Source organism: Streptomyces sp. NPDC035033, from assembly GCF_040636735.1.
GTDB lineage: Bacteria > Actinomycetota > Actinomycetes > Streptomycetales > Streptomycetaceae > Streptomyces.
Genome location: NZ_JBEZUZ010000015.1, coordinates 47,971 through 73,785, shown reverse-complemented (window position 1 = coordinate 73,785; position 25,815 = coordinate 47,971). Strand labels below are relative to the sequence as shown.

The 25,815-nt window shown below is 72.8% G+C and carries 25 protein-coding genes; 16 read left to right on the top strand and 9 right to left on the bottom strand.

Annotation, left to right across the window (positions count from 1 at the left end; all coding sequences use genetic code 11):
* Nucleotide 1 precedes the first annotated feature (1 nt).
* Nucleotides 2–1,843, bottom strand: a complete 1,842-nt coding sequence (locus AB0E83_RS09470; RefSeq protein WP_362108312.1) for a hypothetical protein — start codon at nt 1,841–1,843, stop codon at nt 2–4.
* Nucleotides 1,844–1,886: 43 nt separating this feature from the next.
* Complete coding sequence (locus tag AB0E83_RS09465) at nt 1,887–2,690, bottom strand: AMP-binding protein (protein WP_362108310.1); 804 nt, start codon at nt 2,688–2,690, stop codon at nt 1,887–1,889.
* A gap of 53 nt (nt 2,691–2,743) precedes the next feature.
* Between AB0E83_RS09465 and AB0E83_RS09460 the strand changes: the two genes are divergently transcribed.
* Nucleotides 2,744–3,505 (top strand): phosphotransferase, encoded by a 762-nt coding sequence (locus AB0E83_RS09460; protein ID WP_362108308.1) that lies wholly within the window; start codon nt 2,744–2,746, stop codon nt 3,503–3,505.
* Nucleotides 3,506–3,521: 16 nt separating this feature from the next.
* Here the strand turns inward: AB0E83_RS09460 and AB0E83_RS09455 are convergent, their stop codons facing one another.
* The 4 genes from AB0E83_RS09455 to AB0E83_RS09440 form a co-directional block, all read right to left on the bottom strand.
* Complete coding sequence (locus tag AB0E83_RS09455) at nt 3,522–4,778, bottom strand: MFS transporter (RefSeq protein WP_362108306.1); 1,257 nt, start codon at nt 4,776–4,778, stop codon at nt 3,522–3,524.
* Nucleotides 4,779–4,860: 82 nt separating this feature from the next.
* Complete coding sequence (locus AB0E83_RS09450) at nt 4,861–5,724, bottom strand: hypothetical protein (RefSeq protein ID WP_362108304.1); 864 nt, start codon at nt 5,722–5,724, stop codon at nt 4,861–4,863.
* Nucleotides 5,721–6,860 (bottom strand): hypothetical protein, encoded by a 1,140-nt coding sequence (locus AB0E83_RS09445; protein WP_362108302.1) that lies wholly within the window; start codon nt 6,858–6,860, stop codon nt 5,721–5,723. Before AB0E83_RS09445 ends, AB0E83_RS09450 begins: the two co-directional genes overlap by 4 nt.
* Nucleotides 6,857–7,399 (bottom strand): hypothetical protein, encoded by a 543-nt coding sequence (locus tag AB0E83_RS09440; RefSeq protein WP_362108300.1) that lies wholly within the window; start codon nt 7,397–7,399, stop codon nt 6,857–6,859. Before AB0E83_RS09440 ends, AB0E83_RS09445 begins: the two co-directional genes overlap by 4 nt.
* Before the next feature lie 400 nt (nt 7,400–7,799).
* Here AB0E83_RS09440 and AB0E83_RS09435 point away from each other — a divergent pair, with 400 nt between their 5' ends.
* From AB0E83_RS09435 to AB0E83_RS09365, 15 genes are all read left to right on the top strand, one after another.
* Nucleotides 7,800–9,092, top strand: a complete 1,293-nt coding sequence (locus AB0E83_RS09435; protein WP_362108298.1) for a hydroxymethylcytosylglucuronate/cytosylglucuronate synthase — start codon at nt 7,800–7,802, stop codon at nt 9,090–9,092.
* A complete protein-coding gene (locus AB0E83_RS09430) occupies nt 9,076–10,263 on the top strand; it encodes a DegT/DnrJ/EryC1/StrS family aminotransferase (protein ID WP_362108296.1) in 1,188 nt (395 codons plus the stop codon). Before AB0E83_RS09435 ends, AB0E83_RS09430 begins: the two co-directional genes overlap by 17 nt.
* Nucleotides 10,260–11,081: a phosphotransferase gene (locus AB0E83_RS09425; RefSeq protein WP_362108294.1), complete on the top strand. Its 822-nt coding sequence runs from the start codon at nt 10,260–10,262 to the stop codon at nt 11,079–11,081. Before AB0E83_RS09430 ends, AB0E83_RS09425 begins: the two co-directional genes overlap by 4 nt.
* 52 nt (nt 11,082–11,133) lie before the next feature.
* Nucleotides 11,134–12,126: a cytosylglucuronate decarboxylase gene (blsE, locus tag AB0E83_RS09420; protein WP_362108292.1), complete on the top strand. Its 993-nt coding sequence runs from the start codon at nt 11,134–11,136 to the stop codon at nt 12,124–12,126.
* Between the two features lie 40 nt (nt 12,127–12,166).
* Nucleotides 12,167–13,033, top strand: a complete 867-nt coding sequence (locus tag AB0E83_RS09415; RefSeq protein ID WP_362108290.1) for a hypothetical protein — start codon at nt 12,167–12,169, stop codon at nt 13,031–13,033.
* Nucleotides 13,034–13,096: 63 nt separating this feature from the next.
* Nucleotides 13,097–14,263, top strand: coding sequence for an aminotransferase class I/II-fold pyridoxal phosphate-dependent enzyme (locus tag AB0E83_RS09410; protein WP_362108288.1), 1,167 nt, complete (start codon nt 13,097–13,099; stop codon nt 14,261–14,263).
* Nucleotides 14,256–15,062: a dihydrodipicolinate synthase family protein gene (locus AB0E83_RS09405; protein WP_362108286.1), complete on the top strand. Its 807-nt coding sequence runs from the start codon at nt 14,256–14,258 to the stop codon at nt 15,060–15,062. The genes AB0E83_RS09410 and AB0E83_RS09405 overlap by 8 nt, the downstream gene beginning before the upstream one ends.
* A gap of 231 nt (nt 15,063–15,293) precedes the next feature.
* Entirely contained in the window at nt 15,294–15,467 is a 174-nt protein-coding gene (locus tag AB0E83_RS09400) for a hypothetical protein (RefSeq protein ID WP_362108284.1), read from the top strand.
* Between the two features lie 139 nt (nt 15,468–15,606).
* Nucleotides 15,607–16,236 carry a hypothetical protein gene (locus tag AB0E83_RS09395; protein WP_362108282.1) on the top strand — a complete coding sequence of 210 codons (630 nt, stop codon included), beginning with the start codon at nt 15,607–15,609 and terminating at the stop codon, nt 16,234–16,236.
* 171 nt (nt 16,237–16,407) lie between these two features.
* Nucleotides 16,408–17,124, top strand: a complete 717-nt coding sequence (locus AB0E83_RS09390) for a hypothetical protein (RefSeq protein ID WP_362108280.1) — start codon at nt 16,408–16,410, stop codon at nt 17,122–17,124.
* A gap of 53 nt (nt 17,125–17,177) precedes the next feature.
* Nucleotides 17,178–17,930, top strand: coding sequence for a thioesterase domain-containing protein (locus tag AB0E83_RS09385; RefSeq protein WP_362108278.1), 753 nt, complete (start codon nt 17,178–17,180; stop codon nt 17,928–17,930).
* A 59-nt stretch (nt 17,931–17,989) separates the two neighbouring features.
* Nucleotides 17,990–18,277 (top strand): phosphopantetheine-binding protein, encoded by a 288-nt coding sequence (locus AB0E83_RS09380; RefSeq protein WP_362108276.1) that lies wholly within the window; start codon nt 17,990–17,992, stop codon nt 18,275–18,277.
* Nucleotides 18,270–19,829 (top strand): amino acid adenylation domain-containing protein, encoded by a 1,560-nt coding sequence (locus AB0E83_RS09375; protein ID WP_362108274.1) that lies wholly within the window; start codon nt 18,270–18,272, stop codon nt 19,827–19,829. Before AB0E83_RS09380 ends, AB0E83_RS09375 begins: the two co-directional genes overlap by 8 nt.
* A 17-nt stretch (nt 19,830–19,846) precedes the next feature.
* Complete coding sequence (locus AB0E83_RS09370; protein ID WP_362108272.1) at nt 19,847–21,202, top strand: condensation domain-containing protein; 1,356 nt, start codon at nt 19,847–19,849, stop codon at nt 21,200–21,202.
* Between the two features lie 47 nt (nt 21,203–21,249).
* Nucleotides 21,250–22,509, top strand: a complete 1,260-nt coding sequence (locus tag AB0E83_RS09365) for an aminotransferase class I/II-fold pyridoxal phosphate-dependent enzyme (protein WP_362108270.1) — start codon at nt 21,250–21,252, stop codon at nt 22,507–22,509.
* Nucleotides 22,510–22,558: 49 nt separating this feature from the next.
* On the opposite strand, the gene AB0E83_RS09360 is transcribed toward AB0E83_RS09365, so the two are convergent.
* The 3 genes from AB0E83_RS09360 to AB0E83_RS09350 all read right to left on the bottom strand — a co-directional run bounded on the left by AB0E83_RS09360 (nt 22,559) and on the right by AB0E83_RS09350 (nt 25,715).
* A complete protein-coding gene (locus AB0E83_RS09360; protein WP_362108268.1) occupies nt 22,559–22,954 on the bottom strand; it encodes a hypothetical protein in 396 nt (131 codons plus the stop codon).
* Between the two features lie 707 nt (nt 22,955–23,661).
* Complete coding sequence (locus AB0E83_RS09355) at nt 23,662–24,072, bottom strand: hypothetical protein (RefSeq protein WP_362108266.1); 411 nt, start codon at nt 24,070–24,072, stop codon at nt 23,662–23,664.
* 14 nt (nt 24,073–24,086) lie between these two features.
* Nucleotides 24,087–25,715 (bottom strand): cell wall-binding repeat-containing protein, encoded by a 1,629-nt coding sequence (locus AB0E83_RS09350; protein ID WP_362108264.1) that lies wholly within the window; start codon nt 25,713–25,715, stop codon nt 24,087–24,089.
* Nucleotides 25,716–25,815: the final 100 nt, after the last annotated feature.

Here is a 25,815-nt window from a genome sequence, read left to right as displayed (position 1 = left end):
GTCAGGAGCCGGCCGGGACCGGCCGGACCCCGAGGTTGTGGCGGGCGACGTTGATGCCCAGGTCCTGGACCATGTACACCGTGTAGTAGTACATCTGCGGGACCACCGACGGGCCGAGGGTCAGGGTGAACCGGTCGGTGAACGTGCCGTCCTCCCCGACCTCGGTGGAACGCAGGGGGGAGTCGAGGCCGTAGTCGGTGAGGTAGGGAGGGGTGTAGAAGCCGTAGTGGACCGTGCCCGGCCGCGCCTGTGAGACGTCGAGCCGCACCGACACCGACGCCCCCATGTACGTGCCCAGGGGCGACCTGGTGATCAGGGCCGGGGCATGGGCGGGACGGTAGTCCCCGTCGCCGCAGCGCAGGCACCCGACGACCTCGACGTCCGGGATGACGCGGCTCTTGCCGGCACGGACGAACTTCTGCGCGATGTCGCCGCAGGTGCCGCACGCCACCGCTTCGGGCGTCGCGCGCACCACGCTGCGATCGGCCCAGTAGTCGGGGTAGTCCATCATCGGGTCGTCCGGGTCGGCCGCGATCCGGGCGGCGATGGAGCGGTCCAGCGCGGCCAGGTCGCGCACCAGTCGGGCGTGGAGGCGCTCGGACTCGGCGGAGGACGTCCGGCACAGCAGCCGGGTGTACTTCTTCAGGAACCTGGCACAGGCCGTCCTCGACGGATGGTCGGCGGGGAGGAGCCCGCTCTCCGCCCATCCCACGGCCCGGTCGAGCGCCAGGGCCAGGAGGCGGTCGGTCTCCCGCTGCCGGCGGTCGCCGGCGCCGACGGCCACGGCCGGACGGTTCGGTGCCGCCTGCACGCCGTGCCGCAGGAAGACGCCGTACGGGTTGACGTCGGCGATGCTGGCGTTGAGGACGGCGGCCATGTCCTCGTCGAGGTCGTGCTGGGCGAGGAACCGCGCCGACTCCGGCATGCCGGCGTTGCTGTTCGTGACGGCGGCGACGATGGTCTGCGCGGTGCCGTCGACGGCCGCCAGCACCATCTGGTACCGCACGGCGTAGGAGCCGGTGTCGGGGAACGGCCCGCTGTGGCAGGAGTTCAGGATCAGTTCGGCCGCTGTGAACTCGGAGAACCGGATGAACGCGAGCTTGTTCTCGGGGTCCGGGTAGCCGTAGCCGAACCGGGGCCGCAGGGTGACGGGCCCCTCGGGCGCGTCGACGTCGCTGACCCCGGACAGCGCCCAGTCGCCGAGGAGGAGGACCTGGTCCTTCCCGTGCGACTGGAACTGCAGGCGCCGCCACGGCGACGAGGCGAGGAAGCCGCGGATGTCACGGGTCTGGAAGTCCTCGTAGGAGAGCACCTCGACGTCCTCCGGCGGGGCGTCCACGACGTCCTGGCTGGTGAGCAGCGCCTGCCGGGTGACGTCCGGGCGCACCCGCGCGTACTGCTTCGCGACCATCCAGCTCACGGACGCCAGGTCCCTGCCGGTCAGGACGGCGACGCCCGGGCGGGGCGCGGAGAACCCCATGAGGGGGGCCACGATCCGCGACGACAGGTCCTGGTAGAGGCCGCAGATGAGCAGCGAACGCGCACCGGAGGCGGCCTCGGGGTCCGTGGTCCAGGTGCGTGCCAGCGGCCGCAGCAGGACGCGGACGGCGTCCGCGGCGACGTCGTCCCCGAGGAGGTCCAGGCCGGTGTCGGCGGGTTCCGGAACGCGGGTCGCGCCGTAGAGCTCCTCGGCCCTGACGGCCGACGCGCGCAGGTCGGGGCGGCCGGCGGCGAGGAAGGGGATCACCGCCGACCGCCCGTCGAGGAAGTGACGGGCCGCCTCGGACAGGGCGGCGGTGGTGTCGCACGGGTGGAACGTCTCACTGCGCTCGACGGACGTCACGGCGCATCGCCTCTCTCGTGTCTCTGCTGTCTCTGCGTCTGGTTCACAGGAAGTCCAGCTCGTCCCCGGCCGCGTCGATCTCGGCGGCGAGGGCGGACAGGACGGGGTGGGCGAGTACCGTGCGGTACTCCAGGACCACTCCCAGCTCGCGCTTGATCCGGCTCTGCATGCGGAACGCGAGCAGGGAGTGGCCGCCGAGCCGGAAGAAGTCGTCGTTGCCGCCGACGTCCTCGACCCCCAGCAGCGCCTCCCACAGGCCGGCCAGGTAGCGCTCGGTCCCGGTGGCGGGCGGGAGGTGGTTCCGCTGCCGTTCCCGGTGCTGGACGAGGAGCTCCAGGAGCCGCTGCAGATCGCGCTCGGCGTGGTCGGTCGCCGGGATCCCGGGCGCGGCACCGGGGCCGGAGCCCGGCCGCGCCGCCGCCGCCGCGACGGCGGCCGGCCCGGCGGGGAGCGGCACGACTCCGAGGCCGAGCGCACGCAGGGATTCCCGTCCTTCCGGCCGGGCCACCACCAGCTTCACGCCGCCGTCCGCGAGCAGCGGGGCCCGGCGGTCGTCGGGCAGCCGGATGTCGACCACGACGTGATCGGCACCCGCTTTGGCGATGCCGAGGGCGGCCACGAAGACGTCGACGGAAGGCTCCAGGTGGAGTCCGACGCGATGCCCTTCCCCGACGCCGTGCCCGCGCAGGGTCTCGGCGAGGACGTCGGAGCACCGGTCCAGTTCCGCGTACGTCAGCGTCCGCCGGTCGTCACGGACCGCCGGCCGGTCGGCGAGGCGGGCGGCCGCGGCGGCGAGGAGACCGGTCAGGGTCCCGGCGTCGACGGCCGGTCGGGCGGATGCGGTCACAGTGATCCCTCCTGGGAAATCGGTGCGCGGGAAAGAGGCGTTAACATCGTCGGATGATCGAGGACGGGGCGAGCGACCAGGGCAGCGTGACCACGGTCCGGCGGGTCGGCGACACCATCCGGCGGCCCGTCGGACCGTGGACGCCGGCGGTGCACGCACTGCTGGAGCACCTGGAGGCGGCGGGTTTCGACAGGGCCCCCCGCGCGCTGGGCGTGGACGGCCAGGAGGAGGTGCTGTCCCTCCTCCACGGAGATCCCGCCTTCACACCGTGGCCCCCCTCCCTGCGCTCCGCGGACGGACTGGTGGAACTCGGGCACTGGCTCCGCGACTACCACGAGGCCGTGCGTGACTTCCGGCCCCCGCCGAACGCCCGCTGGCGGCAGTACGACGGGGAATGGAAGCCCGGCATGGTGATCCGGCACGGCGACCTCGGCCCGTGGAACTCCATCTGGGACGGCGACCGTCTGACCGGCTTCATCGACTGGGACTTCGCGGCGCCCGGACACGCCGTCGACGACCTGGCACAACTCGCCTGGTACGCCGTGCCGCTGCGCCCCGAGGCCCCCGGCCGGGCGCCCGACGGGGAGGCGCGCACCCGCCTCGCGGTGCTCTGCTCCGCCTACGGGGAGCGGCCGGAGGCGGTGCTGGACGCCCTGGAGGAGCTCCAGGAACGCGAGGCCGGGCGCATCCGGCGGCTGGGCGCGCAGGGGATCGAGCCGTGGGCCGGCTTCCTGGCCCGGGGCGACGCGGACGAGATGCGCGAGGAAGGCCGCTGGCTCCGGGAGAACCGCGGAGCGCTGCTCGGCGGGGAGTGAGCGGGCGGTTCCCCGTTCACCGGCCGGAGCCTTCGAGCGCCGCGGGCAGCTCCGGTGCGGCCGGAGCGGCCGGAGGCTCGGCCCACAGCCTGCGGCTGCGCCAGGACATGGCCGCCGCGAGTCCGGCGAGGACGGCCGCGAAGACGAACGCCCCCCGGTAGTCGCTGTGCGCGATCACGAAGCCGCCGGCCTGCGCCCCGATCGCCGTGCCGCAGATGGCCGCGGACGTCATGAGGGCGAAGCCGCTGTTGCGCTGCGTCTCCGGTACCGTCCGCGCCACGAGGTCGTACTCCGTCGCGATCACGGGCACCGCCAGGACGGTGCCCGCCGACAGGGCGAGGACCATCGTGGTGAAGGAGTCCGCGAAGGCGGGGACCACGTACGACACGGCCAGTCCGGTGACGCCGACGCAGTACAGCGTCTCCTTGGGCATCTGCCACGTCCTGACGGCGTACGCGGCGCCCGCGGCGAGGCCGATGCCGCCGGATATCGCCCACAGGGGCCCGGTCAGGGCCGCCGAGCCGATCGACACCGCGAACGCGGGAACCGCGACCTGCTCCACACCGCCGGCGATCGCCTCGATGACCATCCGGACGGTCAGCGCGCGGAATCCGCGCTGCCGCAAGGGGGCGAGCGCGCCGCGCGGGGCGGCTTCGTCCGCGCCGTCCCCCTCCGGCTTCCGGGGGAGACTGCGCATGACCGGGAGGAAGGACAGCGCGACGGCCGATCCGCCCAGGAGGACGGCGCCCGCGGTCAGCGCCGTCTGGGCGCCGTTGAGCAGGACGAAGCCGGACAGCGCCAGGGGGCCGAGGATCGCGAACAGCGATCCGACCATCGCCTCGCCGGTAAAAATGGCCTCCCGCTCGTCGTCCTGCGCCCGGTCCGTGACCATCGACCGCAGCGCTGAACTGATCGGCGGTGTCGACAGTCCCGCCAGCAGGCAGAGGGACGCGTTCAGGGCCACGTGGGACGGGGACTGGAAGGACAGCGTCCCCAGCGCCAGCAGCTGGACGACTCCGGTGAGGCGCAGGGCGAACGGGCGGCTGCGCCGGTCCGCCAGGTGGCCGAGCCAGGGAGCCGCCACCGCGACCCCGGTGTTCAGCACCGCCACGTAGAAGCCGCCGAGGACGGCGGACCGGCCCGCCGCGTCGGTCCACAGCACCAGCGCGACGGAGGTCATGAACAGGGGCAGCCGGCCGAGGAAGGCCAGGAGGAACGGCACGTGTACCCAGCGGACCCCCATGAGGGTCCTCAGCTGGTTACCAGTCTTCATCGTGATCCCATTCTGTGCATCGGCCCGTCGGGGCGGGCGCCGTGTACCGCGCCGGCCGGCGGGCCCGCGCGATGCCGCGTCGTCAGGACGTCAGGCTGTCGCGGAAGTCGAGGGCCAGCTCCCGCAGTCCCCGCCCGAAGACGGACCGGACGACCTGCTCCGGCCACCAGTCGAGCGGCAGGTCCTCCACGTTCGCCATGGTGATCCGCTCGCCCGCCGGCGCGTCCTGGACGAGGCACGCCCGCCCGCTCGGCGCGGGCAGGCCGAGGGCCGCCAGGTATCGGGCGTCGGTGCCCAGCGCGGCCCGTACGGCGCCGACCATGTGGGCCCCCTCCACGACGCAGGAGCCGGGAGGGAGCTCGCGGTAGCGGGCCAGGTACCAGGTGAACGCGATGAGGATGTTCGCCTCGTTCTGGAAGCCCCGCGGATGGTCGATCTCGGGCTGGAACGGGGCGAACATCCCGTACAGCGTCGACGTGTCGACCGAGACGGCGGACGCCGGCGGACGCGTGTTGACCCTCACCTCGCTCACCAGCCCCAGCCCGTCCGCGAGCGCCTTCGCCGCGCCCGCCACCGCGTCCGCGACCCGCGCGAACTGCTCGGCCCTGCGCGGGTACTTCAGCTGCTCCTCGGCCAGGTTGATCCGGACGATCACGTCACCGGGCCTCCCGGCCGCGAGCAGCATCGGGAGCAGGACCTCCCAGACGACGCTGACCGGAAGCCGCCGGACGTCCCCCGAGCTCTGTCCGATGCACGGCTGCGCGGCGAACGCCGGGGCCGCCAGCAGCTCGTCGGTCCGGTCGCCGAACGAGCCGAGGACGATCCCCGGCTCCCGGTCGCCGGGGCAGGGCACGAGCCCCGCCTCCCGCCACATCTCCGGATTCCCCTCGCCGGCCGCCGTCATCCTGTGGCCGGCCGTGCCCCACTGCCACGTCGTCCCGGTCACAGCGGCACCAGTCCGGCGCGGCCCAGGCGGTCGGCGTCGGAACCCAGGCAGAAGTTCGGCCGGCGGTTCCCGGTGAAGACCGGGACGCGCGGGTCGTCCGCGGACGGAGCGCCGCCGGTCGTGCCGGCGGGCGACGCCCCGCTCCCCCGGGTCCCGAGCAGGCCCAGGTCGGCCAGACGGTCGATGCCGACGCCCAGGCAGAAGCTCGACCGCCCGTCGCGGACGAACGTCGTGCCGTGATCGTTCAGGGACGACAGGGCCGCCCCCGCTCCCGGTTCGCCGTCCGCGACCGTCCATTCGCTCTTCCGCGTCAGGCCGGGCGTGAAGCCGTCGAGCGCCGGTGTCCAGTCGCCCTTCGAGAACCCGCCGAGGACCGCCGCCACCGCGCTCCGGAGCTCCTCCATGGCCCCCGGAGCGTCCGCGACGGGCCCGCACCAGACGGCCTCCCAGACCCGGTAGGCCTCGAGCCGCCCGGCACTGTCCCACCGTCGCGCCGGTTCCCGCCGGTAGGCGTACCCGATGCCGGAGTACAGGCCGTCAGGCCGCTCGTCGATCTCCTCCAGCAGCTCCAGGCACGCCGCGTGCTGAAGACGGCCGCTCTCCAGCGAGGAGGCGACGTTCTGCGGGTGGTCGCGGCCGGTGCCGGCATTGGTGAGCATCGGGTACCACACCGGCGTCGGGCCGAAGGAGGCCACGGCCGCGTCGAGGCCGGCCACCAGCTCCGTGATCGCCGTCGCGTGCTCGCCGACCAGCATGACGCTGCCGGCCCTGCCGGTGGCGGCCGGCTTCGCGGCCGCTCCGACGACCACCTCCCCGAGGGAGGTGCGGGCCCGGTCGAAGCCGTCGGGGGCCGCTTCCGGCCCGTGGTGCGCGCCGAGCGGGCGGTACCAGCGCTTCTCCACCCCCGCGGGGGAGTCCGCCAGGTGCCGTGCCAGCGTCTCGACCGTGTCGAAGCAGCCCGGCGTGAAATCGGTCCAGGCGTCGCGGCCCAGCTCGTACTCCGCCGCGGTCAGGAGTTCGGCCATGAGGAGCGAGTCGACGTCACCGCGCAGGGGGCTTCCGTCCGAGACCGTGAGTCCGAGGTTCTTCGACAGCCAGCGGATCACCCAGTCGCGTTCGACGCGCCCGTCGGTCATGCCCCCGCCCCTTCCTGCCAGAGCCCCGCGGGGCGGGCGGACCGCGCGATCGACTCCAGGAGCGCCGTGGGGTCCCCGGTCACGTCGATGTCGTCGAAGAGCGTCACCTCGGCGATCTCCGGCAGCCCGCGGAGCAGGTGGCTCGCGCCGGCCGCCAGGGGCTGCCGGGTGACGAGCTTGACGGGCTTGCGCAGCGCGGACGCCCAGCCCAGCTCGACGTGGGTCCCGTCCGTGCGCAGCAGGTCGTCCCCCAGGACGGGCAGGACCGGGACGAAGACGTCGCACCGGCGCATCCAGTCGAAGTCCCGGACCGAGACCTGCTGGGGGGAGAACAAGGGGGTGTCGACCCCGAACTTCTCGGCGACGTGGGCCGAGAAGACGGTCCCGTTGGCCTCCTGGACCGCCTCGATGATGCTGTGCAGCGTGCGGCGCAGCGGCGAGTAGAAGCCGTCGCCCTCGATCGCGTACTGGATGGGCCCGCCGACGAAGACGTTGATTCCCGTGAGATCGACGCTTACCTGGACTGGGGCAGCCTGCAAGGTGTCACCTCTTGAGTGTGATGAAGGAAAGGAAACGGCGTTCGCCAGCGTGCGCGAAGCGCTCGGATGAAATCCGTAAGAAAGTGCCGTCAGCCCGGCACGAATAACCGTGGGTGCTGCGGTGTGGACGACCGTAGAAGCGGGCGTCCGGGGTTGTCAACACATTCGTTTCCTATGGTGGATTCGCCCCACCATTTGCCGGGAGCTTCCCTGAGGGCTTTCCTGGCAGACAAGATCCTAGCTGGTCAGAGACGCGTGGGACGGGTCGTTCAGTGTCAGCAAGTCTGTCGGTCACTTGTGGCCAGTAGCTTTCCGTGGACTCGCCCGGCACGAGCATGGAGTATCTCTAACGGCTGCCGCAGAGGCAGTCACAATTCTTCTGCAGCTCATGGGGGGATATATGACCGGCGACGCTGCGTCGCTTTTCTCGGCCCATGGAAAAGAAACCGTCGTCGCGATCGCCGGCGTACAGTTCGGCTGGGGCAGTGTCGGAAAGCTCGCCGCCGTCATGGACGTCCTGGGTGCCAGGCACGCGGACCGGATCGGTTTCGTCGGACTCGCTTCGACGCTCGGCCGGCCGGTGCTGGGCGCCCACCCGGTCGACGCCTGGCTGGACGTGCCGGCCGACGACGAGGAGCTCGCGAGGCTGGTCGCGGCCCACCGCGTCACGGCCGCCCTGGTGGTGCTCGACCCGGAACTCGCCTCCCGGCTCCAGTCGGTGGGAGTCCCCGTGGTGTACCTGGACAGCCTTCCGTTCCTCTGGACGGACCGCGACGAACTCCCCGTCGACGTCGAGGCCTACTGCGCCCAGGTGTGCCCCGTACTGCCCCGTGCCTGCTGGCCGTCGCTGCGGCGGATCCGGTCGCTGCACTGGGTGGGGCCGGTGGTCGGCATGACCGGGGACGGCGGACCGGCACCGGTGGCGGGCCACGCGGTCCTCAACCTGGGGGGCCTGGAGTCCCCCTTCCGGGACGGCGGCGACGACGCCTATCTGTCGCTCGTCCTGGAGAGCGCCCTCACGGCGCTGGGGGGCCGGGGCTTCCGGGACGTGACCATCACGGGCAACGTGGACCTCGACCGGCTGCCGCGGACGCCCGCGACGGAGGGACTCTCGATCACGGGCGGACGGCTGCCGCGCGGGGAGTTCCTGGAGGCGCTGCGCACGGCCGAACTGGTCGTCACCTCGCCCGGCCGCACCACCCTGCTCGAAACGGCCGCGCTGGACCAGCGCTGCGTGGTGCTCCCGCCGCAGAACCTCAGCCAGATCGCCAACGCGGCCGACGTCGCGGCACAGGTCGATCCCGCGATCGTGGTCGGATGGCCGGCGGACGTGGTGGACGACGCCGTGCTCGACTCCCACAAGTCACGCGGCGAGGCGGAGGCCGTCCGCTACCTCTACGGACGCATCGCGGCCGCCGCCGCACGGCGTTCCACGTACGGCCCGTGGCTCACCGCCCGGCTGGACGAGGCCATCGGGGCCTCCGGCCGGCCCGGCGCCCGGATGGCGCCGTTCTCCGGACCGACCGGGGGCGACGGCGCCGCCGAGGTGGCCGACATCGTGGACGCGGTCGTCCGGCGGGCCCGGACCCGGCTCCCCGGCGTCCGCCTCCCGGCCCCAGCGACTTTCCCCACCCGACAGCAGCTCAGCGACGTGCGAGAGATGGAGACATCCGCCCATGCGGCATCCCGATGAACTCAAGCAGGACCGGTCCCTGGCGATCAACGGCGGCACCGCCCGCTTCGACGAACTCCCCTGGGAGGACACCGGCATCGTTCCCGAGGCGGCCGACGACGTGGCCGCGCTGATCCGCACGCGGCGCACCGTCTACTGGGGCGGAGGCCCGCACAGCAAGCGCCTGGAAGCGGACTTCGCGGCGCTGATCGGCCGCGAGCGCGCCTTCTTCCACCAGTCCGGCACGGCCGCGCTGCAGACCGCCCTGTTCGCCCTCGGGGTCGAAGAGGGCACGCCGGTCGCGCTGAGCGACTCGGGTTTCGTGGCCAGCCTCAACGCCATCTACCACCTGCGCGCCCGTCCGGTCTTCCTGCCGACCCACCCCGACACGCTGCAGTGCGTCGACGACGTGGCCGAGTGGACCGAGGGAACCCCCGTGCACACGGCTCTGATCACGCACTTCTTCGGCAACGTGGCCGACGTCGAGGCCATCCGGCGGTCCTCCGGGACGCAGTACCTGGTCGAGGACGGCGGCCAGGCGCACGGCGCGACGCTGCGCGGCAAGCCGGTGGGCGCGTACGGGGAGATCGGCTCCTTCGCGGGCTCCACGAAGAAGCTGGTCACCGCCGGCCAGGGCGGTCTCAACGTCTACGACGACCCGGACATCGACTGGCGGATGCGCACCTACGGGCACCACGGCAAGTCCGGGAACTTCGAGGGGGTCTTCCCCGGGTACAACTTCCGCGGCGGCGAGATCGAGGCGATCCTCGCCCACGCCGCCCTGCAGCAGCTGGCCGACCGGGTCGCCGCGCGCAACGCCACGGCCGACGCCATGTTCGAGGTCTTCGACGCGGCCGGGATCCGCACCGCCCGCCCGGCCGCCGGTCTCGACTGCACCCCCGCCTGGTTCGACGTGGCGCTCGTCCTCGACGAGGAGTGGGCCGGCCACCGCGACTGGCTGGTGGACGCGCTCGTCGCCGAGGGCATCCCGGGCTGGCACTACCCCGCCCTGATCGGCATGCCGTGGGTCAAGCCCTGGATGACCTCGAAGGGCTGGTGGGGCGAGCGCGAGGAGCACCTCCTCGGCACGGAGCGCGCCCTGTGGGACCGGACCCTGGTGCTCGGCACCCAGATGAGCCCCGAGGACGCCCGGAGGGTCGCGACCGCCACCGTGGAACTGCTGAAGGGATGAGCGGCGGCGACCTCGACCGGGCGGCCGAGGTGCTGCGGCGGTGCGGCGATCCGGACGTGCGCGACGTGCGCCTGTGGCACGGCGGCAACTGCGTGGTGTACGCCGGCTCCGCACTCGCGCTGAGGGTGGGCCGGTCCTGGCCGCTGGACACCGCGCAGGAGCTGGACTGCTGGCGGGTGGCCCGCGCCCACGGCGTGCCCGCGCCCGAGGAGGCGGGCAGCGGGGTGCTGCCCGACGGGCGCCCGTACCTGGTCTACCGGTACGTCGAGGGCGGGCCGGCGGAGAGCCGGCCGGGCCTCGGCGCGGCGGGGGAGACGCTCGCGGCGCTGCACGCCGTCCCGGGGGACCGGTTCCCCCAGGAGACCCGCAACCTGCCGCGCAGGAGGGCGCGCTACGACACGGCCCTCCGCGGCGGCGGGACCGTGGGGATCCCCGCCGGGTCCTGGGCCGACGCCCTGCTCCGGAGGGCGGCCGAGGACTGGCGCACCAGCCGCGAGGTGGCCTGCCACGGCGACTTCCGGCCGCCCAACCTGGTGCTTCGCGAGGACCGGGTCGCCCTGGTCCTCGACTGGACCGACGCCCGGGCGGCCGGCCCGGAGACCGACCTGGGCCAGCTCTCCCCCGACCAGTTGGACCATCTCCTGCCCGCCTACCGGGCCCACGCCCGACGACAGCCCGACCCCGACCTGGTGGCCGGCCACCTCCTCGCCCGGCACGTGGCACTGGAAGTGGCGGGCGTCTTCCCCCCCGGCACCAGTGCCCGGACCGCCGACCTGGTGAAGGACCGGCTGCGCCGCGGGAGCTGGGGCCGTGGCTGACCTTCGACCCGTCGTCCGGTTCTCCGGACCACCCGACCCAAGGAGAGACACGATGAGTGGCGATCGCCACCGCTACCTGTTCATCAGGATCCTGGAGGCATGCAACGCGGACTGCTTCATGTGCGAGTTCGCGCTCTCGCGGGACAGCTACCGCTTCACCGTGGACGACTTCGCCGAGCTCCTGCCCCAGGCCGCCGAAGCAGGCGTGGGCTACGTCCGGTTCACCGGCGGCGAGCCGCTGATGCACCGGCAGGTCGTGGAGCTGGTCGAGGCCGGAACCGCGGCGGGCATGCGGATGTCGCTGATCACCAACGGCTTCCGGCTCCCGCAGATGGTCGACGCCCTGGCCGCGGCCGGACTCGCGCAGATCGTGGTCAGCATCGACGGCTCCTCGGGGGAGACCCACGACGTCTACCGGCGTACTCCGGGCTGCTTCGACCGCGCGCTGGAGGGGCTGCGCGCGGCCCGGGCCGCCGGCATCCTCACCCGGGTCAACACCGTGGCGGGACCGCACAACTACCAGCAGCTGCCGGAGCTCCAGCGGGTCCTCACCGAGGCCGGCGTGAGCCAGTGGGAGCTGTCGGCGCTCAAGCTGGAGCGCACGATCACCTACCCCTCGCGAGAGGACGTGCTCGAGGTGTGCGACCCGGTCTACACCGGCGACCCGGAGAAGGTCCTGGTCCCGCTCGGCAAGCGGTTCTACGGGGACACGCCCGAGGAGCAGGACGCCTTCTTCGACGAGGGCGTCACCCCGCGGGCCTCGCTGCCGCTCTGCTACGTCACCGACGACGTGATCTACCTGGACCCCAAGCAGGGCCGCGCGTTCGGCTGCAGCTGCCTGCCGCACCGGGAAGGCGACGGGCCCGGAGGGGCACCGCTGCGGGACGAGCGCGGAAGGGTGTTCCTCGACAGCCCCGAGCTGCGCAAGCACGCCGCGTTCTTCCGGTCCGAAGGGCCCCGCGTGTGCAACGGATGCTCGACGACGGCCGCGGGCTACAGCGACGACATGGCCCGGCTCGGAGCCGTCCCCGCCTGGCACTACTGACACCGACCAGGAGCGCGTCATTCCCCCCGAGGAGCATGCCTTGACCACATCCGACGACGGGCCCTCGCTCGTCCTCCACGCACGTCCCGACGACCTGGAAGCCGCGGCCGCCCTGGAGTTCGTGGCCGCCCACCTGCCCGAGTTCCGCCGGGCCTCCGCGGGCACCTCCGCGACGGCCGCCCTGGTCGTGGGGGATCCGGAGCGGTGCGCCGAGCTGATGGCGGACGGCCTGCCCACCGTCTATCTGCATCCCGCCGGCGCCGCCCCCGGTGACCCGGGCACGGACGGCGTCGCGGCGACCGTCGTGAGCTGGCAGGTGCCGGACTGGCTGACCGCGTCGTGCGGCCGCGTCCGGCGGTTCGCCCGGTCCGAGGTGAGGGTCTCCCACGTGGCTCCGCCGAGGCGGGTCCGGTCGGCCGGCGGAGGCGGCCCGGCCGTCCAGCTGACCGGTGGCCGCCCGGACCCGGAACGGACCGCCGCGGCCCTGCGCTCCGCGCTGCGGGACGCGGACCCGGCCGCCGGGCCGATACCGGTGCTGACCGACATGGCCGCGGCGGAATGGGACCGGCTGGCGGGCCGGCTGGCCGAGTTCGCCTTCGTACGGGTCGACGTCGGCGACTGGCCGCGCGCCCTGCGCCGGACCGACCTCCTGGTGGCCGCACCGACCCTGCTGGCGACGTCCTTCGCCCAGGCCGCGCACGTGCCGCTGCGGCTGCTGCCCGGCGCCGGCGTCCGGCAGGCACGCGTCCGGGAGGCCCTCGGCGTCCTGGCCGCGGAAGCCGGCGACCGCACGGACCTGACCGTGACACCGGACGTCTGGCCCGTGGACACCGGACGGGCGGGAGCCCTCGGCGGAGCGTCGCAGCTCGCCCGTCAGCTCCGGCAGCTGTGTCTCGCACCGGTCTGACCCCGCACCGTTCCCCTCTCTTCGCCCGTCCGGCCGAAGCCGTCGAACCGCCCAAGGAGCACCATGCCTGGCACCACCCTGACCGTGAGCGCCGCTGACCTCACCCAGCACGAGATCCGGGCGCTGCGCTCGGAGCACAACCTGGCCGACGCCCACACCCACCAGTCCCAGTCCCCGGGCCAGCGCCGGATCGTGGCGTCGCTGCCCCAGCTCTGGTACGAGGCGGAAGCGGGCAAGCAGAGCGCTTTCGAGGAGCGCTTCATCGACACGTTCTTCCGCTTCCGCGGTCAGCACACCGCGCTCGGCCTCAACCGCACCCTGCTGACCTACGCCGCCTCCGTCTCCACCGTCGTCGCCGGCATGTACCTCAAGCGGCGCGGCGCGCGCGTCTCGCTGATCGAACCGTGCTTCGACAACCTGCGCGACCTGCTGGTCAACCTCGACATCGAGCTGGTGTCGCTGCCGGAGCAGGTGCTGGCATCGGCGGACACCGTCTACGACCGGCTGGCGCGGCAGCCCGCCACCGAGGCCGTCTTCCTCGTCGACCCCAACAACCCCACGGGCCACAGCTTGCTGACCGGAGGCCGGCGGATCTTCGAGGAGGTGGTGCGGTTCTGCAAGGAGAACAACCGCCTGCTCGTCCTCGACCTCTGCTTCGCCGCGTTCGCGCTCGACTCCCCCGGCGGGCGGATCGACGTCTACGAGATCCTGGAGACGTCCGGCGTCAGCTACATCGCCATGGAGGACACCGGCAAGACCTGGCCGGTGCAGGACGCCAAGTGCGCCCTGATCACGGCGAGCGCCGACATCTACCCGGACCTGTACAACGTCCACACCAGCGTGCTGCTGAACGTCTCCCCGTTCACCCTCAACGTGCTCACCCGGTACATCGAGGACTCGATGGCGGACGGATTCGCGTCCGTGGCCGACGTGCTGTCGACGAACCGGGCGGTGGCCAGGGAACTGACCCGGGGCACCGTGCTGCACCACCAGGAACCCGCGGTCCCGGTCAGCGTCGCCTGGTTCAGGATCGCCGACGGCGCCCCCAGCGCGACCGAACTGCAGCGGGAGCTGGCCGACGAGGGCGTCCACGTGCTGCCGGGCACCTTCTTCTACTGGAGCCGCCCGGAGCGGGGCGAGCGGTGGATCCGTGTGGCGCTCGCCCGGGACCCGGAGGACTTCGCCGCCTCCATGCACCGCCTGCGCGCGGTGGTGTCGCGGCATGGGTGAGTGGCGCCGGGGCGGTGTCATGGCTCCGCTGGTCACCCCGTTCGACGCCGACGGGCGGGTCTCCGCGGCCTGTGTGCGCGAACTGGTGGCCCGCGTCCGCCCGTACGTACGGGCCGTGGTGCCGACCATCAGCTGCGGCGAGGGCTGGCGGCTCGACCCCGAGAGCTGGCGCACCGTCAACAGCGCGGCGCTGGAGGCGGCCGACGGCCTGCCGGTGATCACCGGCATCCAGTGCGCGGACCCCGACGAGGTGCTGTCCAGGGCCCGTTGGGCGGCCCGGCACGGTGCCGCGGGGGTCTACGTGGGGCCGCCCTGGGCGGCGGGACGCGGCCGGCGGGAGGTGTACCGGGCGTACGCGCGGATCGCGAGTGCCCTCGACATCCCCGTCCACCTCTACAACGAGAGCGTGGTCAGCGGTGTCGAACTGGACCTGGGGACGCTCGTCGCGGTGTGCTCGCTGCCCGGCGTCGTCGGCGTGAAGGAGTCCAGCCGCGACCCCGGGGTGACCCGGCGGCTGGTGGACGAGGCCGGGGACGTCGACGTGTACCAGGGCTGGGAGGACCTGCTGACCGCCACGCCCGGCGTGGCCGGCCTGATCGGACCGCTGGCCCTGATCGAGCCGGAGCTCTGCGGCGGGTTCGCCGCCCGTCCGACCCCCGCGCTGCAGGAAACGGTCACCGACACCTGCCGCCGGCTCGGCCTCTTCGAGCCGGACTACGTCGCCCGGACCAAGCAGGCCCTGGTGCGCCGCGGGGTGCTGCGGACGGCGGCCACGGCGGACGCGGGACGTGCGTTCTGAGCGGGAATCCACCGGCACGTGGGGGATTCGATCCGGCCGGCCGGGCGTCGGTAGCTTCAAGTTCCACGCGCACTTGTGGTCAGTACCCGCGTGTTGCGGCGCGGTTGGCCGCCGGGAGATTCTGGAGGTGTCCGGAAGTCCTCCGTCCACGGAAACCGGTCGGTACCCCGACCGCGATATGCGCACTCTGTTTCGGATGCCGAGGCCGGACATACACCAGATGTTTTTCGTATGGGGGAGCACAACATGTCCGCGAAGTTTTTGTCCGCTCTTGTCGCCGTGGTTCTCGCCGCATCGGCCGCGATCGTGTCCGTGTCGGGGGAGGAACGTCCCGCGCCCGTGCGCGCCGACGCCTCGGTGACCCACGAGGACACGATGCGGCCGACCGACACCGGCTGGCAGTGACGGACGAGGGGGACAGCCGGCCGTTCCGGTCCGGCGTCCGCACCGAGTACAGGAGGGGGACACGGTGGACGGCTCTGGAGGGGACGCGTCCAGGAGGGGACTTCCGCGGCGGCCGTTCGCGGCGGCCGCCCGGCCGGTCATGGAATTCGTCGCCGCGCGCTCGGTCGACGACCTCGCACTGGCGGCACGCTGCGTCAGGGCCGGCGACGTCCACCTGGCGGTCCAGGGCATCCGTCGGGCGGTCCGGCTGATCGACTTCGCCGGGTTGGTGGTGACCCTGGGGCGGGAGTTCCCGGAGGGCCGGCGGGAGCCGGCCGCGGGCGGGCCCCGCACGCTCGCCGTCGTGGGCGGCGGCGGACGGGCCACCGCGGTGGCCGATCCGGCGACTTCGCGGTCGTGCCCGTCGACCGGGCGGGAGACCGAACTGCTCGGACTGCTCCGGCAGGTGGCGGCGGAGCTCTGGGAGAGCTTCGGCGGCGCGGTCGAAGCGGCCGGCGTCCAGGACTGGGAGGCCCTCGACCGGATGGCCGAACGCCTGGCCCCCGCCGCCTCGCGCGACGGACGCCTGGTGGAAGCCGCGGAGATCTACCGGGCACTGGTCGAGCTGAACGCCGCCGCGCTGCGCTGGGAGCGGATCCACTGGTGCGACCGGTCCGCGGGGAACGACAGCTGGTGCGAGGCGTCCGGCATCAGCCCGCTCTTCCCGACGCTGCCGCCGGCACCCGGCATGCCCGCGCCGGCGCGGCACCGGGGAGCGACGAGCTGGTGAGGCCACGCCTCGCCGAGCGGTCGCGGACAGCGTGTCCGACGGGCGCGACGACCGGGCGCGACGGCGTGGAAGTCGGGCCACTTCACAGATTGGGCTCATGACCTGATGGAAAAGCCTCAGCTTCTTGTCTTCGACTATCCCGGGCGCCGGGACGCAAAGCACGTCAGTGCCATGCGGCTGGAAGACCACGGATTCGACGTCCGCTATGCGATGGAGGGCGGACTGCCCGACGAATTGCATGCCGGGGCGTACACGCGGGAACTGATCGAGAATTCCGGCATCGAAACGTCACGGGTGGCCGCGGTCATCGGATACTGCATGGCGGGACATTTCGCTCAGGAGGCCGTGGCGCGGCTCACCGCCGCGCGGGGAACGGCGCCGGCGCTCGTCCTCCTGGACAGCGGGCCGTGCCTGGCGCGGACCGTCGAGGAGGAGTGCCGCGCCGCGTTCGCCGCCTTCGGCGGCGACGAGGCGGTGGCCGCCCTGGACGCCGTCCCGGGCGGCCCGCTGTTCTCCGCCGAGGCCCTGCGCGACGACCCCGGCCGTACCGCCGAAGAGGTCCGCCGGATCCTGTGGCGGTTCGCCAGGACCACGATGGCCGACGACGGCGCCGAACCCGAGGAGATCGAGGAGACGGCCGGGCTGTTCGTCCGGCACTACGCCGACTGGATCACCCACCTCGTCGCCGCGCACAACAACACCGCCCCGCGGTGGGACGGCGACGTGCTCCACATCGTCTCCCGGGACCACCCGTTCCGGGGCGACTGGCCGGGGGCCTCGACGACGCGGACGGTCGTCGTCGACAAGGTGGGCGGCGATCAGGCCGGTGAGACCGCCACCCGGGACGCCGTCCTCTCCCGCATCCGCCACCTCGGCGCGGCCCGCTGAACGGCGGGCCGCCGCAGGACACCACAGAAGCGCACACGACCTATGGGGACAGCATGACGAAGGGCAATCCCTGGCTGCCGTTCGGCACCGGCCCGGAAGCCGACGTCCGGCTCCTGTGCCTGCCGCACGCGGGCGCGGGAGCCGGCGCGTACAGGAGGTGGGGACAGGGACTCCCGCCGGAGATCGCGGTCTGCCCGGTCCAGCCGCCCGGCCGTGAACGGCGGCAGGCGGAGGCCCCGTTCACCAGCGTGGAACCGCTGGCCAAGGAGCTGGCGACGGTGATCGCCGACACGGTGCGTGCGCCGTACGCCCTCCTCGGCCACAGCACGGGCGCCCTGTGCGCCTTCGAGACGCTGCGGGAGCTGCGCCGCAACGGCGGCCCCCCGCCGGTCCACCTGTTCGTGTCCGGGCGGTGCGCTCCGCAGATCCCCGTCGCCGGGCGCGACCTGGCGGGCATGGACCTGACCGAACTGGCCGCCCTGCTGCGCCGGCTCGGCGGCACCCCGGAGGAGGTCCTCGCCGAGCCGGAGCTGCTCGCCCTGATGCGGCCGCTGCTGGCCGCCGACTTCTCCGTCAACGAAGGTTACGCGCACGTGGCGGAGCCGCCCCTGGACGTACCGCTCACCGCCTTCGCCGGTGTCGACGACCCGGGCGCGGACGTGGCCGCGACGGAGCCCTGGGCGGTACAGACCGCCCGGGAGTTCGCGCTGCACGCCCTGCCCGGGGGCCATTTCGCGCTCTTCGACTCCGCCGCGGAGGTGCACTCGCACATCGCCGCGGCGCTCTCCCCGCACCGCGGGAACTGACCGACCATACCCGGCGACCGCCGGTATGCCCTTGAACCGAGACAGTGAGGAGTAAGCCCATGACGGCTGGGCGCGACGACTTCGTGGAGGCTCCCTACGAGCCTCCGCGGGACGAGCTCGAGAAGCAGGTGGCGGAGATCGTGGCCGAGGTGCTCGGCGTGGACCGGGTGGGCCGCGACGACAGCTTCTACGACTTCGGCGGAACGTCTCTGCAGGCGATCCGCATCTGTGCGCGGATCGAGCGCGGCCTCGGCCTGAAGGCCCTGCCGCTCTGGCTCTTCTCCCACGACATCCTGCACGAGTTCGTCCAGGAGCTGCGGACGAAGGCGGAGACGGCACATGTCTGAGCCGGGCGGCGCCACGCCGCTGATCCACTCCGCGTTCTCCCGGCACGCCGCCGAGCGGCCGGACGCCCCCGCCCTGCTCGTCGACGGCTCCGCCATCAGCTACGGAACCCTCGACGCGGCCGCGGACGCCTACGCCGAACTGCTGGCCGCCCACGGGGCGGGCCCCGGACAGATCGTCCCGCTCGTCCTGCCCCGCTCCGCCCAGCTGGTCGCCCTGGAGCTCGCGGCACTGAAGTGCGGAGCGGCCTACGCGAACATCGACCCGGACTGGCCGGCCGAGCGCCGGGCGGCGATCTTCGCGCAGACGGCGCCGAAGGTCGTCGTCACCGGAGCCGCGACGGAGGTCGAGGCGGATGCCGCGATCCTCCGCGTGGAGCCCGAGGCGCTCGACGAGGCGGCCGCCCGCGCCTCCGCCTTCACCCCGGCCCCCGTCACCGCCGCGGACCCCGCGACGGTGTTCTTCACCTCGGGCACGACGGGACGGCCCAAGGGCGTCGTCGTCCCGCACCGCGCCGTCACACGGCTCTTCGGCCCCCACGGCCTGGAGGGGTTCGGGCCGGGGCACGTCACGCCGCAGGCGGCGGCCACCGCGTGGGACATGTACGCGTTCGAACTGTGGGGACAGCTGAGCACCGGCGGATGCGCGGCGCTCGTCCAGCAGGGGCACCTGCTGCCGAACACCCTCCGGGAGCTGGTCACCACCGCCGGCGTGGACACGGTGTGGCTGACGACCTCGCTCTTCAACCTCTTCGTCGACGAGGACGTGGACTGCTTCACCGGGGTGCGGCAGATGCTCATCGGCGGCGAGAAGCTGTCCCCCCGGCACGTGCGGACCTTCCTCGAACGCCACCCGTCGATACCGCTGCGCAACGGATACGGCCCCGTCGAGAACTGCATGCTCACCACGACCCACCTCATCCGTCCGCAGGACTGCGACCTCCCCGAGGGCATCCCGGTGGGCCGCGTCGTCCCCGGCACCACCGTGCTGATCCTCTCGCCGGAGGACACGCCCCGCGCCGCCGGGGAGACGGGCGAGGTGTGCGTCGCGGGAACCGGCCTCGCCGTCCACTACCTGGACGAGCCGGAGATGACGGCGGAGAAGTTCCCCACCGTGGAGATCGACGGTTCCCCCGTGCGCCTCTACCGCACCGGCGACTTCGGACTCGTCGACGACGAGGGCGTCCTGCACTTCCGCGGCCGGCGCGACCGCCAGGTGAAGATCAGCGGCTACCGCGTCGAGCTGGCCGAGATCGAGAACGCCGCCCGCCGGATCGAAGGCGTCCGCGAGTGCGTCGTGGTACCGCTCGGCGCACCGGACGGCGAGGTCACCGCCCTGGCGCTGTGCTACGTGGCCCAGCCGGCGGACGGCTCCGCGGACGGCGTCCCGCTGGGCGAGAGGGAACTGCGCAAGGAACTGTCCCTGCTGCTGCCCGACTATCTGGTGCCGCGGGTCGTCCGCAGGCTGGACCGCTTCCCCGTGACGGCGAACGGCAAGGCCGACCAGGCCGAGCTGCGGCGGATCGCGGCGAGCGCCCGGCGCGGCCGGCCTTGACCGGCGGGGGACAGCGGGTGCGGACCGGTCCCGGCGCCTACCCGATGACGGCCGAACAGGAAGCGATCTGGCTGGACGACCACCTGCGGGACGGCGGTTCGCGCTACGTCGAGTCGTGGGTGCACCGCTTCGACGGCGACCTCGACCGGGGTGCCGTGCGCTGGGCGCTGGAGCGGATCGTGGCGCGCCACGAGGCGCTGCGCAGCCGGTTCGTCCTGGAGGACGACCAGCTGGTGCAGAGGGTCCTGCCGTGGGAGCCGGGGCTGGAGCTGGAGACCGCGTCCTGCGCCGCCGCCTCCCTCGACGAGGTCCTGGAGGAGCTGGTGCGGCGTCCCCTGGACGTGGCCGGCAGCCCCATGAGGGCCACGCTGGTGGAGGTGGCGCCGCGGACGGCGGTCCTCGTCGTCCAGCTGCACCACCTGGTGATCGACGACTGGGCGCTGCAGATCATCGAGCGGGAGTTCGAGGAGCACTACCGGGCCCACGTCGAGCGGCGCCCCGCCGCGGTCGCCCCGGTGGAACTGCAGCCGGGCGCCCACGCCCTGGCCCGGCGGGCGGCCCCGAAGGACCCGGCGGTACGGGCCTACTGGCGGGAGAACCTGCGCGGACTGTCCCCGGACGCGGCCGTCACGTTCGCCGCCGGCGACACCGCGGCACCGGCCGGCGGGCCCGGCGAGCACCCGGACCGCGGCGCCAGGATCGCCTTCTCCGTCGACGCGGAGACGGGCGGGCGCGTACGGGCCGTGTGCCGGCGCCTGCGGGCCACGCCGTTCGCCGTCTTCGCGTCCCTCGTCTCCGTGCTGCTGCACGCGGCCCGCGAGGCGCGGGACGTGGTCGTGGGCACGCCCGTCTCGCACCGCGACTCCGCCGGACACGACCTGATGGTGGCGCCGATGAGCGCCCTGCTCCCGCTGTGCGTGACGGTGGACGCCGACGCCTCCTTCGCGGAGCTGGTGGGCCGCGTGCGCACCCGCGGGCTCGAAGCGATCACGTACAAGGACATCTCGTACGGCGAACTGGTCGGCATGACACGCCGGCGGGGCGGCGCGGCGGACGGCCGGGGCATGGTCCGCACGGTGCTCGTGGTCGATGACGCCCAGCCGTCACGGATGCGGCTGCCCGGCCTCGATGCGCGACGCCTCTATGTGCACTCGGGGGTCTCGAAGTTCGACCTGTGCCTCACGCTCGTGGCGCGGGAACGGGGCTACCTCGGCTTCCTGGAGTACGCGGTCGACCTCTTTCCCGCGGGTGCGGCGGAGCGGATCGCCGAGGACTTCGTGGCCCTGCTCGACAGGGCCTGTGACAACCCGGACGGAACGGTGGCGTGGCTGCTCGACCAGAGCCCTTCCCCCGGCGGCCGTCGCATCCGTTGACAGAGAAAGGACATCACACAGTGGGGCTCTCTCGGGCGGGAGACAAGATGGCGCGGCTGTCGGGGCTGCGGCTCATCATGGAGGACATCGCCACCTCCATGGGCTCGGCCACGGGCCGGGAGTGGCTGAACCTCGGCATAGGAAACCCCGCGGACATACCGGAGGTCAGCGACACCTGGCGGCGCATGACCGCCGAGGCGCTGGACGACAGCTTCGGGGCGGTCAGCTGCAGGTACGGTCCGTCCCGGGGCCTGCCCGCTCTGGTGGACGCGATCGTCGACTACTTCAACGGCCGCTACGGCTGGGACATCGGCCCCCGCAACGTTGTGGTGGGGCCCGGCAGCCAGATGCTCTGCTTCATCGCGACGACGCTGTTCACCGGGCCCGGCGAGGGCCGTGACACACAGCTGGTGCTGCCCATGACCCCGGACTACACCGGCTACCAGGGGCTTTCCCTGGTGACCGGGGGAATCACCGGGGTGGAACCGATCTTGCAACGGCGGGAGGAGCGCACGTTCCGCTATCTCTTCGACATGCCCGCCATCGAGGGGCTGACCGACGTCGGGCTGATGCTGCTGTCCACACCGGGCAACCCGACCGGCCGGTGCGCGTCACCCGACGAGATCCACCGCCTCGTGGCGGCCGCCGAGACCCACGACGTACCCATCATGATCGACAACGCCTACGGGGCGCCGTTCCCCCGCATCGGCGCGGCGGCGGCTCCCCCGCTGAGGCACGATCGCGTCATCAACGTCTTCTCGCTCTCCAAGACCGGACTTCCGGGGGAACGCCTGGGCTTCGCCATCGCGGACGAGCGCTACATCGATCCGATCGTCTCCTTCATGGCCAACTCGACCCTGCACGCGCCGCAGCTGGTCCAGGCCGCGCTGGCCCGAGCCCTGAGAACGGACGTCCTCGATTCCCTCGTGGACCTCGAGATCGGCCCGTTCTACAGCCGCCGCAGGAAGTTCGTGGAATCGCTGCTCGTGGACCACCTCCCCGCCGACGTCGCCTGGCGGCTGCACGAGGGCGAGGGCGGCATGTTCTTCTGGGTGTGGGTGGACGAGGAGTGGTTCGACGACCTGGCGCTGTACGAGGCGCTGAAGGCCAAGGGCGTCTTCGTCGTACCGGGGCGGCACTTCTTCACCGACCCCGAGCACAGCCGGGGGCTCGGGCGCCACACTCGCCAGTGCTTCCGCATCAGTGTCACCCCCGGGACGGGCACCCTCACCGCCGGCATCGAAGTGATCGCGGAAACCCTGGGCGAGATGCGCGCCGGAAGCACGCGGCCCCGCGACAACGGCTGAACGCGGTCGACGCGCCCAGCGTCCGGGCGCCCGTACGCGGGCGGCGCCGTCACGGAGCCCAGACGTGGAGGGCGTGGTCGACAGGGGACGCGGTGTACCAGGTGCCGTCCCCGAGAGCCCTGGGCAGGCCGGTCACCTCGAAGGGATAGGCGATCCGGTCGATCAGCCGCACATGGACCGCGTCGACGAGCCAGTGCCGGCCCGTGCCGAACTCGGCGTCGCTCTCGACGGTCCCGACGACGAGGACGTTCTCGTCGACGAAGCCGCCCTCGTGGTCGAAGAACGCCTGCGCCTCGTCGTCGGTGGTCCCTTCCCCGACCGCGGGATGCGGGGGAAGCACGTCCGCGTCCAGTCCGGCCACCACGGAGCCGTCGGCGACCCGGTGAACGGCGAGACCGTCCTGGTCATGGCCCACCGTGAGCAGGCGGTCTCCGCTCGGGCTCACCCCCAGCAGGACACGGTCCTCGCCGCCGAAACCGTGAACCGTGAGGGCGTGACCGTCCCACGTCCCCCAGCGCAGGGGTGATCCGTCCTGCCCCTCTCCGATGGTCAGACCCATCCGGCCGGGGTCCGGATGCGGAACGTGGACGGAGCCCGCCGCGACCGTCCGCGTCCGGGCGCGGGCCGGCACCGTGCCGTCAGCGGCGTCGAGGACCAGCCACTCCTCCCCACGGTCGTGACCCGGACCGTCGTGCTCCAGAGGACCGCGGACATGGGCCCACACGACCTTCCCGTCCGAGGAGAAACCGACCGACAGGGCCCGCAAGGCCCGCACGCTCGCCGACCTCATCACCACCGACCCCGCGCTCACCTTCGAACAGGCAGCCGCCCGCCTCGGCTACCCCGCCGGCCAGGTCCGCGCCGCCCTGCCGCCCTCTCCCGCACCCCCGCCCTGCCCGACCCCGTCCTGGTCCGGGAAGAAGACACCGGGCGGCGCACCGCCTCCCGCCAGCACCACCCCCAGTGGAGGTGGTGCTGGCGGCGAGGGCCCGGGCCACTCGCGGGGCGGGTTCACCAGCCACCCTCATCCGGGCGCGGACGCCCCTGCCGCCGCACCGGTTCGGGGATGCCCGGGCCGGTGACAGGCCCGGCCCGGGCATCCGTTCATCAGCGGACGGGCCGGAGTGCCGGCCCGTGAGGGACGGGTCTCCCTCAGCCCGCCCTGACGTGCCGGCGTTCCACCAGGAATCCCCCGAGAAGAAGGGGCAGCGACAGTGCCGCGGTCGCCGCCAGAGGTGTCAGGTCGATCACCCACGCGCCTGCCAGGACGAGGAGCTGCACGACGGCCCCGACGAGGAACGGCCGGGTCGCGGGCGTGCCGCCCCTCAGAGCCCGCGTCAGGCCGCGCAGGCTCCAGACGTTCAGAGCACCGGCAGCGGCGCCGGCCACGAGGGACAGGAGCGCGGGCACGGCGGAGCCGCCCGCGGATCCCTCGCCGCCGGCCGGTCCGATCCCGCCGGAGAAGACCGGAAGGAACCACAGGAGGTAGGCGGCGGTCAGGAATGCCTGGCCCGCCAGGGCCGGCAGCGCGACTGCCAGGGTGAGTCGACGGGTGAGGTTCATGGCCGGTCTCTGTGTCAGGGCTTGAGGTAGTGGAGGTCTCCGTCATTGACGGACAGGAGACACCAGAAGCGGGCGGCGGAGTAGGCCTGGTCGAAGGTGAGCCCGGGATCCACCATCTGCAGTTTCGCCTCCTCGCCGAAGAAGCGGCCCTTGGCGTTGTTGTGGTAGTCCATGCGATGGTGCCGCTGCGCCTCCGCCTCGGTCATGGTGGCCGGCTTCGGTCCCAGTTCGTGGCGGTCCGCGAAACCCTTGGCCGTCTTGGTGCCCATCTGCATGGTCATGTGCACGTTCCAGATGCAGTGCCGGTAGGCGTCCTGCCTGCCTCCGTTGCCCGCGCTGCCCGGCCACGCGCCGCCGGACATCGCCTCGGCATTGGACCATGCCTCGGCGAGGGTCGCGGACTTCCGTGCGTTGTTGCAGATGTTCCACCGGCTGGGCCACTTGCAGAAGTCGTACTCGGCGTCGTTCATGCCGCTGCCGCCCTGGGCCGAGAACGCGGCAGCGCCGCCCTCCAGGGCCCAGTCCGGGGTGATGGCCAGTGCGTCGGTCTCTTCCCGGCTCAGCGGAGTGGAGCCCGGCGGCACGACCTCACCCGCCAGGAACGTTTCCGTCGTCGCCGACTTGGCCTGCGCTCCGACGGTGTCGCTGAGGGCGGCGGTACCGCCGAAGAGGGTCACGTTGCGCGCCGTGGCGCTGTGGTCGGTGGCGAACCACTTGGGGGCCTGCTCCAGGGCCGCGGGCGGGTTCAGCAGGATCGGCATCCCGACGGTGGCGGCGTAGGCGCCCCCGCCGAGGGCGTCGGTGAAGCTGCTCGCCGTGGTGAGGGCGACGCGGGCCGGGTTCGGTGTGAACCGCTCCGAGACCATGGCGTTGGTCTCGTAGGCGTCGGTGCCGACGATGGCGCCGTCGGTGCTGCCGTAGGCGTTGCGCGCGGGACCGCCCACCGTGTTCTTGGTGACCTGTGCCGGCAGGCCGTCGAGCCAGGTCCTGACCCCGGCCGCCAGGGTGTTCCCGTTGGACAGGACGATGGCCCCTCCGGCCGCGGCGACGGCGGAGGCCGCGCTGACGGGGTCCTTCCAGTCGTTGGACGAGGCGATGACGACGTGCTTGGGGGTGACGATGCCGTCCCGGGCGATGCGCAGGGCCGTGTCGTAGTGGTCCGTTCCCGCGAAGCGCCGGGTGGTGTAGCCGAGGTTCTTGACGGCGGTCTCCACCTCGGCGCTCACCGCCCCGACGCCACCGGCGATGTAGACGGTCTTCCCCGTGGGCAGGACGCGCGTGATCTCGTCGGCGGTGAGCGGGTCCAGAGCCGCGGCCCCCGTCATCAGGAGCGGACCGCGCTTGTTCGTGGCCAGCGGGATCGCGGGGATCCCGTCGTAGTAGCTGTCCTTGCGCACGATCACGACGGCGTCGGCGGCGTTGCCGGTGGAGGCGCCGGCCGACCTCCAGTGCTGCTGCGAGATCTTGACGGCGGTGTCGACGGCGTTGGCGCCACCGACCCGGTGGACGGAGACCGGATCCGCCGCCACGGCGCCCGAGGCGGCCGACCGGACCGCTCCGTCCGCCCACGCGTGCTGTGCGGGTGCTGCCGCCAGTACCCCGGCCATGACGGCCAGGCCCACAACGGCCCTCGGTGTACGCAAGTTCCCTCCCCGAAACGATCTCTACGAGTCGAGACGGACTCTCGCGTCGAACGGACGTTCGCGGGCGGCGCGGGGATGAACAGGCGATGCACTTTGACGG

What these genes read in the sequence shown, in the direction of transcription:
- AB0E83_RS09460 (WP_362108308.1), top strand. Translation starts at nt 2,744, where the DNA reads ATGATCGAGGACGGGGCGAGCGACCAGGGCAGCGTGACCACGGTCCGG.
- AB0E83_RS09455 (WP_362108306.1), bottom strand. Translation starts at nt 4,778, where the DNA reads ATGAAGACTGGTAACCAGCTGAGGACCCTCATGGGGGTCCGCTGGGTA.
- AB0E83_RS09445 (WP_362108302.1), bottom strand. Translation starts at nt 6,860, where the DNA reads ATGACCGACGGGCGCGTCGAACGCGACTGGGTGATCCGCTGGCTGTCG.
- AB0E83_RS09435 (WP_362108298.1), top strand. Translation starts at nt 7,800, where the DNA reads ATGACCGGCGACGCTGCGTCGCTTTTCTCGGCCCATGGAAAAGAAACC.
- AB0E83_RS09430 (WP_362108296.1), top strand. Translation starts at nt 9,076, where the DNA reads ATGCGGCATCCCGATGAACTCAAGCAGGACCGGTCCCTGGCGATCAAC.
- AB0E83_RS09425 (WP_362108294.1), top strand. Translation starts at nt 10,260, where the DNA reads ATGAGCGGCGGCGACCTCGACCGGGCGGCCGAGGTGCTGCGGCGGTGC.
- blsE (WP_362108292.1), top strand. Translation starts at nt 11,134, where the DNA reads ATGAGTGGCGATCGCCACCGCTACCTGTTCATCAGGATCCTGGAGGCA.
- AB0E83_RS09410 (WP_362108288.1), top strand. Translation starts at nt 13,097, where the DNA reads ATGCCTGGCACCACCCTGACCGTGAGCGCCGCTGACCTCACCCAGCAC.
- AB0E83_RS09405 (WP_362108286.1), top strand. Translation starts at nt 14,256, where the DNA reads ATGGGTGAGTGGCGCCGGGGCGGTGTCATGGCTCCGCTGGTCACCCCG.
- AB0E83_RS09400 (WP_362108284.1), top strand. Translation starts at nt 15,294, where the DNA reads ATGGGGGAGCACAACATGTCCGCGAAGTTTTTGTCCGCTCTTGTCGCC.
- AB0E83_RS09395 (WP_362108282.1), top strand. Translation starts at nt 15,607, where the DNA reads ATGGAATTCGTCGCCGCGCGCTCGGTCGACGACCTCGCACTGGCGGCA.
- AB0E83_RS09390 (WP_362108280.1), top strand. Translation starts at nt 16,408, where the DNA reads ATGCGGCTGGAAGACCACGGATTCGACGTCCGCTATGCGATGGAGGGC.
- AB0E83_RS09385 (WP_362108278.1), top strand. Translation starts at nt 17,178, where the DNA reads ATGACGAAGGGCAATCCCTGGCTGCCGTTCGGCACCGGCCCGGAAGCC.
- AB0E83_RS09380 (WP_362108276.1), top strand. Translation starts at nt 17,990, where the DNA reads ATGACGGCTGGGCGCGACGACTTCGTGGAGGCTCCCTACGAGCCTCCG.
- AB0E83_RS09375 (WP_362108274.1), top strand. Translation starts at nt 18,270, where the DNA reads ATGTCTGAGCCGGGCGGCGCCACGCCGCTGATCCACTCCGCGTTCTCC.
- AB0E83_RS09365 (WP_362108270.1), top strand. Translation starts at nt 21,250, where the DNA reads ATGGCGCGGCTGTCGGGGCTGCGGCTCATCATGGAGGACATCGCCACC.
- AB0E83_RS09355 (WP_362108266.1), bottom strand. Translation starts at nt 24,072, where the DNA reads ATGAACCTCACCCGTCGACTCACCCTGGCAGTCGCGCTGCCGGCCCTG.